Raw genomic sequence first — 12715 nt, 5'->3', positions numbered from 1 at the left:
AGAATGAGCAGGAAATATTTCGGCACTGACGGTATTCGTGGGCTGGTTGGCGAGTACCCCATCACCCCGGATTTCATGCTCAAGCTTGGCTGGGCAGCGGGTAAGGCTTTCAGTCGTCAGGGTGCCTGCCGGGTACTGGTTGGCAAGGATACCCGCATTTCTGGCTACATGTTCGAGTCTGCGTTGGAGGCCGGTCTGTCCGCGGCCGGTGCCGATGTAATGCTGCTGGGGCCGATGCCGACGCCAGCCATCGCCTACTTGACTCGTACTTTTCATGCAGAGGCTGGGATCGTCATCAGCGCTTCGCACAATCCTCATTTCGATAATGGCATCAAGTTCTTCTCCGGACATGGCACCAAGCTGCCGGATGAGGTCGAACTGATGATCGAGGAGTTGATTGACTCGCCCATGAGAGTGGTCGACTCGGCTGCATTGGGCAAGGTTTCCAGAATCAGTGATGCTGCGGGGCGTTATATCGAATTCTGCAAGAGCAGTGTTCCCAGCAGTACCGATTTTTCCGGATTGAAGATAGTCATCGATTGTGCGCATGGAGCTACCTATAAGGTCGCTCCGAGTGTCTTTCGAGAGCTCGGTGCTCAAGTCTCCGTGCTGGCGGCGCAGCCCGATGGATTGAATATCAATGCGGAGTGCGGCTCCACCCACATTGCTGCGTTGCAGGCCGAGGTGGTGGTGCAAAAAGCCGATCTCGGTATCGCCTTCGACGGTGATGGAGATCGAGTATTGATGGTCGATCATACCGGGGCGGTGGTGGATGGTGATGAGTTGCTGTTCCTCATTGCCAAGGATCTGCTCGGGCTTGGCAGGCTTAAGGGGGGCGTTGTTGGAACGCTGATGAGTAATCTCGGTCTGGAGTTGGCTTTGCAGGATCTCGAGATCCCCTTCGTGCGTGCGAAGGTCGGGGATCGCTATGTGATGGCCGAGCTCTTGGAGCGAGGCTGGCTGCTCGGCGGAGAAAACTCCGGGCATATAGTCTGTTGCGAGCACACGACCACTGGGGACGCCATAATCTCTGCGCTGCAGGTTTTAATGGCGTTACGTCGCTGCGGACAGACTCTGGCCGAGGCGCGCCAAGGGATGCGTAAATGCCCGCAGGTGCTGGTCAATGTTCGCTACTCTGGAAGCCAGGACCCAGTGGTTCACCCGGCGGTACGGGAGGCATGCGAGTGCGTTACCGAACTCATGGCTGGTCGTGGTCGCGTTCTGCTCCGTAAGTCTGGTACCGAACCTCTTGTTCGAGTAATGGTCGAAGGGGACGACGAATCACAAGTACGCGCCCATGCTGAACAGCTGGCGAAAGTTGTTGAAAAGGTATGTGCTTGATTCGCTTGCCTGTTCTTGTTCGCTTGTATAGAATCTGCGCCCACTTAGATTGACGAGGTAAAGCATGCGTCGCCCTCTGGTTGCCGGTAACTGGAAAATGCACGGTACCCGCGCCAGTGTCGCAGAGCTCATTCAAGGCGTACGCCGGTTGGGTTTTGTGGATGGGGTTGATGTTGCTGTTCTTCCTTCCTGTTTGCATATTGCTCAGGTGGTCGAAGGGCTCAGAGGTATTCCTGTTTCTGTGGGTGCGCAAAATTGTGCATCACAATCTGATCAGGGTGCTTTGAGCGGTGAGGTTGCATCCACTCAGTTGGTAGATGCTGGTTGTGTCTGGAGTTTGGTTGGGCATTCTGAGCGGCGTCAGATTCTGGGTGAAGATGATGCTTTGGTTGTGCGCAAGTTTGCCGCGGCTCAGGTTGGGGGGTTGATTCCCATACTCTGTGTCGGTGAAACCCTAGAGCAGCGTCGGTCTGGTGAGACGTTGGATGTGATAGTGCGTCAGATTGGCTCGCTTGTCGATGCGCTGGGGGTGGAGGTATTCTCTCGGGCAGTTGTTGCGTATGAGCCGGTGTGGGCGATTGGGAGTGGGTTGACAGCAACTCCAGATCAGGCTCAGGAGGTTCATGCTGCTATCCGTGCGCAAATCGCTGTGAAGAGCAGTGCTGTTGCAGATGGGCTGAGGATTTTGTACGGCGGTAGCGTTAAATCTTCGAATGCTGTTGAATTGTTCGGTATGCCGGACATCGATGGGGGGCTGGTAGGTGGCGCCTCCCTCAATGCGGATGAGTTCGGTGCGATTTGTCGTGCCGCGGGAAGCTGAAGATGCTGGAAACGGTTGTTGTCGTCTTTCACTTGTTGGCTGCGCTGGGTGTCATCGCTCTGGTGTTGTTGCAGCAGGGGAAGGGTGCGGATGCTGGGGCTTCTTTCGGTTCTGGGGCATCGGCTACCGTGTTCGGTAGTCAGGGTTCTTCTACCTTTCTAAGTCGCGTTACTGCTATACTTGCAACGCTTTTTTTCTTGACCAGTCTTGGGTTAGGCTTTGTAGCTAAGCAAAAGACTGAGGCACTGGACGAAGTCGGGCTGCCGAGTCCGGCGGCTCTTGAGGTTCAGCAAAGCAAGCCGGCGGTCGAAGATGTGCCGGTGCTCCAGGGTCAAAAGCCGGTGGATAGTAACGCTGACGTGCCGGGAGCGAAGGAGCAGAATTAAAGGTTTTGCCGAGGTGGTGGAATTGGTAGACACGCTACCTTGAGGTGGTAGTGGCCATAGGCTGTAGGGGTTCGAGTCCCCTCCTCGGTACCAAATCAAGAGGCCCGCTGAAAAGCGGGCCTTCTTGTTGGTGGAAGGTGCGGTTGACCTAGGAAAGGGTTCGGTCGTATACTTCCGCTCCAGCTTTTGACGCGGGGTGGAGCAGTCTGGTAGCTCGTCGGGCTCATAACCCGAAGGTCGTTGGTTCAAATCCAGCCCCCGCAACCAGTTGTAGCTGAGCCCCTTTTTAGGGGCTTTTTGCTAGGTGGGTACTTGTGCTGGCAAGCGGCACTCATGGCAGAACGGAAGGGAATGGGCGTTGCGCCCATTTTTTATTTGCACAGCATGCGCGAGGGGTTCAGGTGTCGAGCAAGCTAGAACAGTTGCAGGCCTTGTTGGCCCCGGTAGTGGAGGCGCTCGGCTACGAGTGCTGGGGCATCGAGTTCCTGTCTCAAGGGCGGCATTCTCTGCTGCGTATCTATATCGATCATGCCAATGGCATCCTCGTCGATGACTGTGAAAAGGTGAGTCGCCAGGTTAGCGGGATCCTTGATGTCGAGGATCCGATCAGCAGCGAGTACACCCTCGAAGTATCCTCCCCGGGTATGGACCGACCATTGTTTACCCTTGAGCAGTTCGCACGGTATCCCGGCGAGCAGGTGAAGATCAAACTGAGGTCTCCCTTCGAAGGACGGCGCAACTTTCAGGGCCTCCTGCGTGGCGTAGAGGAGCAGGACGTGGTGGTGTTGGTGGATGAGCATGAATACCTACTGCCGATCGATCTGATCGACAAGGCCAATATCATTCCCCGTTTTGACTAAGTCGCGGATCCCGCGGATCCAATGGATTGCAAAGGCGAGCGTACGATGAGCAAAGAAGTACTGCTGGTTGTTGAGTCGGTATCCAACGAGAAGGGTGTACCGGCCGGCGTGATTTTTGAAGCTTTGGAGCTGGCACTGGCCACCGCTACCAAGAAGCGCTATGAGGATGAAGTCGATCTGCGCGTACAGATCAATCGCCACACCGGAGACTATGACACGTACCGTCGGTGGACAGTGGTCGAGGATGACCTTCTGGAAAACCCTGCCGCCGAGCTGACCTTGGCGCAGGCCCGGGAGCGTAATCCTGATGCCAAGATAGGGGACATGATCGAAGAAAAGATCGAGTCCATCGAGTTTGGTCGTATCGCTGCGCAGACTGCCAAGCAGGTGATCGTGCAGAAGGTCCGCGAAGCCGAGCGCGCTCAGGTGGTCGATGCCTACCGTGAGCGGGTCGGGGAAATCGTGTCCGGTACGGTCAAAAAAGTGACCCGCGACAATGTCATCGTCGATCTCGGTAACAACGCTGAGGCTCTGTTGGCTCGGGAAGACATCATTCCTCGCGAGACATTCAGGGTCGGTGCCCGGGTACGTGCCTTGCTCAAGGAAATTCGTCCGGAAAATCGTGGCCCACAGCTGATACTGTCGAGAACGGCGCCGGGGATGCTGATCGAGTTGTTCACGATCGAAGTGCCGGAAATCGCCGAAGGGCTGATCGAGGTGAGGGCGGCTTCCCGCGATCCGGGCTCCCGCGCCAAGATCGCAGTGCGCTCCCGGGACAAACGTATCGATCCCCAAGGCGCCTGTATCGGCATGCGGGGTTCCCGCGTTCAGGCCGTTTCTGGCGAACTGGGTGGCGAGCGTGTGGATATCGTGCTCTGGGATGACAACCCTGCTCAGTTCGTGATCAATGCCATGGCCCCGGCCGAGGTGGCCGCGATCATCGTCGATGAAGATGCTCATGCCATGGATGTCGCTGTGGCAGAGGACAATCTGGCCCAAGCCATTGGCCGAGGCGGGCAGAACGTGCGGCTGGCCAGCCAGTTGACCGGTTGGACCCTCAACGTCATGACCGAAGCTGATATCCAGGCCAAGCAGCAGGCTGAAACCGGCGATATTCTGCGTTCCTTCGTCGAGGAACTGGAAGTCGACGAAGAGTTGGCTCAGGTATTGGTGGAGGAAGGGTTCACCAGCCTGGAAGAGATTGCCTATGTACCGATGGAAGAAATGCTCGGCATTGAGGGTTTCGATGAGGAAATCGTCAACGAACTGCGCATGCGTGCCAAGGACCGCCTGCTGACGAAGGCCATCGCTACAGAAGAAAAGCTAGCTGATGCCCAACCGGCCGAAGACCTGCTCTCTCTGGAGGGTATGGATAAGGAGCTGGCGGTGGAGCTGGCGATGCGCGGAGTGGTTAACCGCGAAGACCTGGCTGAGCAGTCGATTGACGACCTGCTTGACATCGACGGCATGGATGAAGAGCGTGCCGGCAAGCTGATCATGGCCGCTCGAGCCCATTGGTTCGAGTAAGCATTACGGCCTGAGGAGAGAGATGCATGACGCAAGTCACGGTGAAAGAACTGGCCCAGGTGGTCGATACACCGGTCGAGCGCCTGCTGCAGCAGATGCGGGAGGCGGGACTGTCGCACACCAGCGCCGAGCAGGTTGTGACCGATAACGAGAAGCAGGCCTTATTGGCCCATCTCAAAAGCAGTCACGGCGTGAAGCTGGAAGAGCCGCGCAAGATCACCCTGAAGCGCAAGACCACCACAACTCTCAAAGTGGCGGGCAGCAAGACCATTAGTGTCGAGGTGCGCAAGAAAAAGACTTATGTCAAACGTAGCCCCGACGAGCTGGAGGCCGAGAAGCAGCGCGAACTGGAAGAGCAGCGCGCTGCCGAGGAAGCTGCGGCGCGCCTGAAGGCCGATGAGGAAGCCAAACGCCGTGCTGCTGAGGAAGAGGCTCGGCGCCAGGCCGAGCAAGCGACCGCGATCTCAGTGGCCAAGGCTGTAGAAGTACCTGCGCCTGAGGTGACTGAGCCCCAGGTGGAAGCCGCGCCCGCGCGAACTGTGAGCAATGAGGAGCGCAAGCGCGAAGAGGCTCGTCGCTCGGAAAAGGTGCGTGTGATCGACGATGAGCGTCGCGACCGCAAGAATGCTCAGCATCGCCCATCGATCAAGGAAAAGGCTGTCGCTCCTCGTCCCTCGGTACGCCCCGGTGCGGATGAAGAGGACCGCTTCCGTCGCGGTGGCAGTCGCGCTGGCAAATCCAAGCTGAAGAAGCGCAACGTGCATGGCTTCCAGAGCCCGACCGGTCCGGTCGTGCGCGAGGTGACCATTGGCGAGACCATCACTGTGGCCGAATTGGCTGCACAGATGGCGGTCAAGGGCGCCGAGGTGGTCAAGTTCATGTTCAAGATGGGCACTCCGGTGACCATCAACCAGGTGCTCGATCAGGAAACCGCGCAGCTGGTGGCTGAAGAGATGGGGCACAAGGTCAAGCTGGTCAGCGAGAATGCGCTGGAAGAGCAGCTGGCCGAGTCGCTCAAATTCGAGGGCGAGGCGCTTTCCCGCGCGCCGGTGGTCACCGTCATGGGTCACGTCGACCATGGCAAGACCTCTTTGCTCGACTACATCCGTCGAGCCAAGGTGGCGGCAGGCGAGGCCGGTGGTATCACCCAGCACATCGGTGCCTACCATGTGGAAACCGACCGGGGCATGATCACTTTCCTGGACACCCCCGGTCACGCAGCGTTCACCGCCATGCGTGCGCGTGGCGCCAAGGCTACCGACATCGTGATCCTAGTGGTGGCGGCCGACGACGGCGTGATGCCCCAGACCGAGGAGGCTGTGCAGCATGCGAAGGCTGCGGGCGTGCCTATCGTGGTCGCAGTGAACAAGATCGACAAGCCGGATGCCGATCTTGACCGGATCAAGAACGGTCTGGCTGCACTGGACGTGATTCCGGAGGAGTGGGGTGGCGACACCCAGTTCGTTCCCGTCTCCGCTAAGGTCGGTACCGGTATCGACGAACTGCTCGAAGCCGTGCTGCTGCAGGCCGAGGTGCTGGAGCTGAAAGCGACCCCTTCGGCTCCTGGCCGTGGTGTAGTGGTCGAATCGCGTCTCGACAAGGGACGTGGCCCTGTCGCCACCGTACTGGTGCAGGACGGTACCTTGCGTCAAGGCGACATGGTCCTGGTCGGAGTCAACTATGGCCGCGTGCGGGCCATGCTCGACGAGAACGGCAAGCCCATCAAGGAGGCTGGCCCTTCCATTCCGGTGGAAATCCTCGGCCTGGACGGTACGCCGGATGCTGGCGACGAGCTGACCGTAGTGGCCGACGAGAAGAAGGCCCGCGAAGTGGCCCTGTTCCGCCAGGGCAAGTTCCGCGAGGTGAAGCTGGCGCGTCAGCATTCCGCGAAGCTGGAGAACATCTTCGAGACCATGGGGCAGGACGAGAAGAAGACTCTCAACATCGTCCTCAAGTCCGATGTGCGTGGCTCGCTGGAGGCCCTGCAGGGTGCCCTCTCGGAGCTTGGCAACGAGGAAGTCCAGGTGCGCGTGGTGGGCGGTGGCGTCGGTGGTATCACCGAGAGCGATGCCAACCTGGCCCTGGCCTCCAATGCAGTACTGTTCGGCTTTAACGTGCGTGCCGATGCCGGCGCCCGCAAGATCGTCGAGCAGGAAGGCTTGGATCTGCGCTATTACAACGTCATCTACGACATCATCGAGGACGTGAAGAAGGCGCTGACGGGCATGCTGGGCAGCGAAGTCCGGGAAAACATCCTGGGCGTCGCCGAGGTGCGCGATGTTTTCCGCTCGCCGAAGTTCGGCGCTATCGCCGGCTGCATGGTGGTCGAGGGCATGGTTCATCGCAATCGGCCGATCCGTGTGCTGCGCGACGACGTGGTGATCTTCGAGGGCGAGTTGGAATCCCTGCGCCGTTACAAGGACGATGTTGCCGAGGTGCGTGCCGGCATGGAATGCGGTATCGGCGTGAAGAGCTACAACGACGTCAAGGTCGGCGACAAGATCGAAGTGTACGAGAAAGTCCAGGTGGCTCGGACGCTGTAACCCAGCACAGCGGCAAGTGACAAGCGGCAAGCTCCAAGCGTGGCGACGCTCGCCTCGGCTTGGGCTTGCCGCTCCCGTTTGTGGCTACATGATTTTTGAGAGCTTTACGGCTCGAGGCAGATTCCATGGCCAAAGATTACAGTCGTACCCAACGCATCGGCGATCAGATGCAGCGCGAGCTGTCCCTGCTGATCCAACGAGAGATCAAGGACCCGCGCCTCGGTATGGTCACCATCACCGGTGTCCAGGTCGTTCGAGATCTTTCCCACGCCAAGGTGTTCATCACCGTCATGGGCAAGGAAGACAGCGCCCAGGAGATCGAGCGCAATCTGGAGATCCTCAATGAAGCCGCCGGCTTTCTGCGGATGCTGCTGGGTAAGTCGATGAAGCTGCGAACCATCCCGCAACTGCATTTCTGCTATGACGCCAGCATTCGCCGCGGTGTCGAGCTTTCTGCGCTGATCGAGCGAGCCGTGGCGGAAGACCGCCTGCATGCAGGTAAGGGCGAGGAGTAAGGCGTGGCCCAGGTCAAACGTATTCGCCGCAAGATCGATGGCATCCTGGTTCTCGACAAGCCGCGCGGGCTGACGTCCAACGCCGCGCTGCAGAAGATCCGTTGGCTGTTGAACGCGGAGAAGGCCGGTCATACCGGCAGTCTCGATCCACTGGCCACTGGTGTTCTCCCACTTTGCTTCGGCGAGGCGACCAAGTTCTCCCAGTACCTTCTGGATGCCGACAAGGGCTACGAGACCCTGATGCATCTTGGCGTGACCACCGCGACCGGCGATGCCGAGGGGGAAGTGCTCGAGCGTCGTGACGTGAGCGTCGATCGAGATGCCCTCGAAGCGGTCCTGTCGCGCTTTCGTGGCGAGATTAGCCAGATTCCGCCAATGTATTCGGCGCTCAAGCGCGATGGTCAACCGCTCTACAAGCTGGCTCGTGCTGGCGAAGTAGTGGAGCGCGAGCCGCGTTCTGTTACTATTGGGCGCTTGGATTTGCTGAGTTTCGAACCCCCGTTCGCCCGACTTTCGGTGGCCTGCAGCAAGGGCACCTATATTCGCACTTTGGTCGAGGATATCGGCCAGGCGCTGGGCGCCGGCGCCCATGTCGCGGAGTTGCGGCGGACCCAGGCCGGGCCTTTCAGCCTGGACCAGGCGATCAGTCTGGAGAGCCTTGAGCAGGCCCACGCCGAGGGTGGCAGCGAAGCGCTGGACCGTTTCCTCCTGCCGGCCGACAGCGGTCTGGAGCATTGGCCCCTGCTGCAGCTCTCCGAGCACAGCAGTTATTACTGGCTGCACGGTCAGCCGGTGCGCGCACCACAGGCACCGAAATTCGGCATGGTCCGTGTGCAGGATCACGAAGGTCGCTTCATCGGCATCGGTGAGGTGAGCGACGATGGGCGCATTGCGCCGCGTCGACTGATTCGGTCGGAATGACCGACGCCGCGGCGGATTGGCCCGATCGCGGTTAAACATAGCCGGTCGGAACCGGCTATAACGAGGGTGGCTGTCAGCAGGCACGGTCATTCCCCTTCTATCCAAACGGGAGATATCCCGGCCTGTTCACTCTAGGAGCCCATCATGGCACTGAGCGTTGAAGAAAAAGCCCAGATCGTTAACGAGTACAAGCAAGCTGAAGGCGATACCGGTTCTCCGGAAGTGCAGGTTGCCCTGCTGACCGCCAACATCAACAAGCTGCAGGAACACTTCAAGGCCAACGGCAAAGACCACCATTCCCGTCGTGGCCTGATCCGCATGGTCAACCAGCGCCGCAAGCTGCTGGACTACCTGAAGGGTAAGGACACCACTCGTTACAGCACCCTGATCGGTCGTCTGGGTCTGCGTCGCTAAGACGCGCCACGCCGGAAGCGGGGAGCGGGAGGCTGGAAGTGAGACATCGTGCTTGCTTCCAGCCTTTTGCTTTCAGCTCCCGGCTTTTTCAGGAAGCGAACAGGGTCCGACTCCCCCCTTCCTGAGGATTTCCCCCAAGGCAACAAAGAGAAGGAAAGTACCGTGAATCCGGTTATCAAGAAGTTCCAATTCGGTCAGTCGACCGTCACCCTCGAGACCGGTCGCATCGCGCGCCAGGCCTCGGGTGCCGTGATGGTCACCATTGATGACGACATCACCGTCCTGGTCACCGTGGTCGCAGCCAAGCAGGCTGACCCGGGCAAGGGGTTCTTCCCGCTGTCCGTGCACTACCAGGAGAAGACCTACGCCGCCGGCCGCATCCCCGGTGGATTCTTCAAGCGCGAAGGCCGTCCTTCGGAGAAGGAAACCCTGACTTCGCGCCTGATCGACCGTCCGATCCGTCCGCTGTTCCCGGAAGGCTTCATGAATGAGGTACAGGTGATCTGTACCGTACTGTCCACCAGCAAGAAGACCGACCCGGACATCGCCTCGATGATCGGCACCTCTGCCGCCCTGGCGGTTTCCGGCATTCCGTTCAACGGCCCGATCGGCGCCGCCCGCGTGGGTTACCACGAGGAAACCGGCTACCTGCTGAACCCGAGCTACGAGCAGCTCAAGGCTTCCCGCCTGGACATGGTGGTGGCCGGTACCGAATCCGCAGTACTGATGGTCGAGTCCGAAGCCGAGGAGCTGACCGAAGACCAGATGCTCGGTGCCGTGCTGTTCGCCCACGAGGAATTCCAGGCCGTGATCCAGGCCATCAAGGAATTCGCCGCCGAGGCCGGCAAGCCCGCCTGGAACTGGGAGCCGCCGGCCCCCAACAGCCCCCTGCTGAACGCCATCCGCGCCGAATTCGGCGAGGCCATCTCCCAGGCCTACACCATCACCTTGAAGCAGGATCGCTATGGCCGCCTGGACGAGCTGCGTGATCAGGCAGTGGCCAAGCTGGCCGGCGAGGAAGGCCAGTATGGCGTCGACGAGGTGAAAAGCGCCTTCGGTGAGATCGAATACCGCACCGTGCGTGAGAACATCGTCAACGGCAAGCCGCGTATCGATGGCCGCGATACCCGTACCGTTCGCCCGCTGAAGGTCGAAGTCGGCGTGCTGCCGAAGACCCACGGCTCCGCCCTGTTCACCCGCGGCGAGACCCAGGCGCTGGTGGTGGCCACGCTCGGCACTGCGCGCGACGCCCAGCTGCTCGACACCCTGGAAGGCGAGCGCAAGGACACCTTCATGCTGCACTACAACTTCCCGCCGTTCTCGGTGGGCGAGTGCGGCCGCATGGGCAGCGCCGGCCGTCGCGAGATCGGCCACGGTCGTCTGGCCCGCCGCGGCGTGCAGGCCATGCTGCCGAAGGAAGAGGAATTCCCCTACACCGTGCGTGTGGTTTCCGAGATTACCGAGTCCAACGGCTCCAGCTCCATGGCGTCGGTCTGCGGCGCCTCCCTGGCGCTGATGGACGCCGGTGTGCCGATGAAGGCGCCGGTGGCCGGTATCGCCATGGGCCTGGTCAAGGAGGGCGAGAAGTTCGCCGTGCTGACCGATATTCTCGGCGACGAGGACCACTTGGGCGACATGGACTTCAAGGTGGCCGGTACCGCCAACGGCGTCACCGCACTGCAGATGGACATCAAGATCCAGGGCATCACCGAGGAGATCATGGAAATCGCCCTGAACCAGGCGCTGGAAGCCCGTCTGCACATCCTCGGTCAGATGAGCCAGGTCATCGCCCAGTCGCGCAGCGAGCTGTCGGTCAACGCCCCGACCATGCTGGCCATGAAGATCGATCCGGACAAGATCCGCGACGTGATCGGCAAGGGCGGCGCCACCATCCGCGCTATCTGCGAGGAGACCAAGGCCTCCATCGACATCGAGGACAACGGTTCGGTGAAGATCTTCGGCGAGACCCGCGAGGCCGCCGAAGCCGCCAAGCAGCGCGTGCTGTCCATCACTGCCGAAGCCGAGATCGGCAAGGTTTACGTCGGCAAGGTCGAGCGCATCGTCGACTTCGGTGCCTTCGTCAACATCCTGCCGGGCAAGGACGGTCTGGTGCACATCTCGCAGATCAGCGACCAGCGCATCGAGAAAGTCACCGACGTGCTCAAGGAAGGTCAGGAGGTGAAGGTGCTGGTGCTGGATGTGGATAACCGTGGCCGCATCAAGCTGTCGATGAAGGACGTCGCTGCTGCCGAGGCTTCCGGCGTGTAACGACGACGCTTTCCGGCGCGAAAAAGAGGGCCTGTCAGGCCCTCTTTTTTTTTGCGGCTCGAAAGCTGCCGGATCATGCAAGCTGCAACCTGCAAATAACGCCAGTCTTGCAGCTTGCAACATACGGGACTTGATGGCCTTACATAATTCCCTGATTAAACAACGAATCTTGTTCCTTCCGGTTTGGCACGGGGCTTGCGACCACTCAGACAGGCAGTCACTTCCGCCAGAAGAGAGGAACCGAAGACATGAGCAAGTCCTTCCACAAATGGACCCTCGTCACTGCTACCGCCATCGCCATGGGCTCGTTGATGCACAGCGCCCTGGCGGATGGCTCCACGGTCCAGGGTAAGCCGCTGTTCGTCGCCGCTGGTGATTCCGCCGGCGATACCATGGAGCGGGCTGGACACAAGGCTGGCGAAACCATGGAGAAAGGCGGTGAAAAGGCCAGCGATACTATGGACGACGCTGGTGAGACTATGGACAAGGCCGGTGACACCATGAACAAGGCCGGCCGGTCGGTATCCGACACCTGGATCACCAGCAAGGTCAAGGCCAGTTTCCTGGCCGACGACAGCCTGAGCGGCACGGATATCAAGGTGGAGACCAACAAGGGTGTCGTGTCGCTTTCCGGCACCGTGGCCAGCAAGGCGGAGAAGAAGCTGGCCATTCAGAAGGCGAAGGGCATCGAGGGCGTCAGGGACGTTTCGGCCGAAGGGTTGGATGTCGCCGACTAGCCTGTCACCGGGCCCTTCTCGAGCATGGGAGGGGCTCGTCCTGATTCACCGTCCGCGTCGACTGTCGATATCGACCAGTCGGTTGCCTTCGAAGCGCAGGTAGTAGTACATGCCGTTGCGCGGGCCGTAGACCCATTCCTCCACCCGGACCTCTTGGAGGAAGCCCCATTCATCCACCCTTTCCCGGTAGCCCAGGAAGTCGCGGCTGACCGGTTCGCCGCATTTGGCCTCGACTTCCTGGACCGGATCGTCGGTGCTGACAAGATGACTGTCACAGCGCAGCGTGTCGGCGTGAAGCGGGCCTGCCAGCAGCAGGCCGAGCAAGGAAACAATGCGGATATTCATCACGGGGCCTGCACAGAATCCGAGATTGGCTGCCTGCC

12 protein-coding genes and 2 tRNA genes are annotated in these 12715 nt (G+C 60.0%); 13 read left to right on the top strand and 1 reads right to left on the bottom strand.

The window, feature by feature from the left end; translation table 11 throughout:
- The first annotated feature begins 3 nt into the window (after nt 1-3).
- The 13 genes from glmM (at nt 4) to ACFOJE_RS14405 (ending at nt 12332) form a co-directional block, all read left to right on the top strand.
- Nucleotides 4-1341, top strand: a complete 1338-nt coding sequence (glmM, locus tag ACFOJE_RS14465; protein ID WP_377815137.1) for a phosphoglucosamine mutase — start codon at nt 4-6, stop codon at nt 1339-1341.
- A gap of 64 nt (nt 1342-1405) precedes the next feature.
- Nucleotides 1406-2161, top strand: coding sequence for a triose-phosphate isomerase (gene tpiA, locus ACFOJE_RS14460; protein ID WP_377815135.1), 756 nt, complete (start codon nt 1406-1408; stop codon nt 2159-2161).
- A 2-nt stretch (nt 2162-2163) separates the two neighbouring features.
- Nucleotides 2164-2547 carry a preprotein translocase subunit SecG gene (gene secG / locus ACFOJE_RS14455; RefSeq protein WP_377815133.1) on the top strand — a complete coding sequence of 128 codons (384 nt, stop codon included), beginning with the start codon at nt 2164-2166 and terminating at the stop codon, nt 2545-2547.
- 7 nt (nt 2548-2554) lie between these two features.
- Nucleotides 2555-2640, top strand: a tRNA-Leu gene (locus ACFOJE_RS14450).
- Between the two features lie 97 nt (nt 2641-2737).
- Nucleotides 2738-2814 (top strand) — tRNA-Met (locus ACFOJE_RS14445).
- 134 nt (nt 2815-2948) lie between these two features.
- Nucleotides 2949-3407: a ribosome maturation factor RimP gene (gene rimP, locus ACFOJE_RS14440; protein ID WP_377815130.1), complete on the top strand. Its 459-nt coding sequence runs from the start codon at nt 2949-2951 to the stop codon at nt 3405-3407.
- A gap of 45 nt (nt 3408-3452) precedes the next feature.
- Nucleotides 3453-4934, top strand: coding sequence for a transcription termination factor NusA (gene nusA / locus ACFOJE_RS14435; protein ID WP_377815128.1), 1482 nt, complete (start codon nt 3453-3455; stop codon nt 4932-4934).
- 26 nt (nt 4935-4960) lie between these two features.
- The gene (gene infB, locus ACFOJE_RS14430; RefSeq protein ID WP_377815126.1) at nt 4961-7477 is read left to right on the top strand and encodes a translation initiation factor IF-2; all 2517 of its coding nucleotides are present in this window, start codon (nt 4961-4963) and stop codon (nt 7475-7477) included.
- A 125-nt stretch (nt 7478-7602) separates the two neighbouring features.
- Nucleotides 7603-7992: a 30S ribosome-binding factor RbfA gene (gene rbfA, locus ACFOJE_RS14425; RefSeq protein WP_377815124.1), complete on the top strand. Its 390-nt coding sequence runs from the start codon at nt 7603-7605 to the stop codon at nt 7990-7992.
- 3 nt (nt 7993-7995) lie between these two features.
- Nucleotides 7996-8913 (top strand): tRNA pseudouridine(55) synthase TruB, encoded by a 918-nt coding sequence (truB, locus tag ACFOJE_RS14420; protein WP_377815122.1) that lies wholly within the window; start codon nt 7996-7998, stop codon nt 8911-8913.
- A 144-nt stretch (nt 8914-9057) separates the two neighbouring features.
- Nucleotides 9058-9327 (top strand): 30S ribosomal protein S15, encoded by a 270-nt coding sequence (gene rpsO, locus ACFOJE_RS14415; RefSeq protein WP_377815120.1) that lies wholly within the window; start codon nt 9058-9060, stop codon nt 9325-9327.
- 162 nt (nt 9328-9489) lie between these two features.
- The gene (pnp, locus tag ACFOJE_RS14410; RefSeq protein ID WP_377815118.1) at nt 9490-11595 is read left to right on the top strand and encodes a polyribonucleotide nucleotidyltransferase; all 2106 of its coding nucleotides are present in this window, start codon (nt 9490-9492) and stop codon (nt 11593-11595) included.
- Nucleotides 11596-12020: 425 nt separating this feature from the next.
- Nucleotides 12021-12332, top strand: coding sequence for a BON domain-containing protein (locus tag ACFOJE_RS14405; RefSeq protein WP_377815228.1), 312 nt, complete (start codon nt 12021-12023; stop codon nt 12330-12332).
- A gap of 45 nt (nt 12333-12377) precedes the next feature.
- On the opposite strand, the gene ACFOJE_RS14400 is transcribed toward ACFOJE_RS14405, so the two are convergent.
- Nucleotides 12378-12677: a DUF2845 domain-containing protein gene (locus tag ACFOJE_RS14400; protein ID WP_377815117.1), complete on the bottom strand. Its 300-nt coding sequence runs from the start codon at nt 12675-12677 to the stop codon at nt 12378-12380.
- Nucleotides 12678-12715: the final 38 nt, after the last annotated feature.

Source organism: Azotobacter bryophylli (genome assembly GCF_042643485.1).
Taxonomy (GTDB): domain Bacteria; phylum Pseudomonadota; class Gammaproteobacteria; order Pseudomonadales; family Pseudomonadaceae; genus Azotobacter; species Azotobacter bryophylli.
The sequence above is the reverse complement of the archived record's forward strand: the minus strand, read 5'-3'. Positions and strand labels throughout refer to the sequence as shown.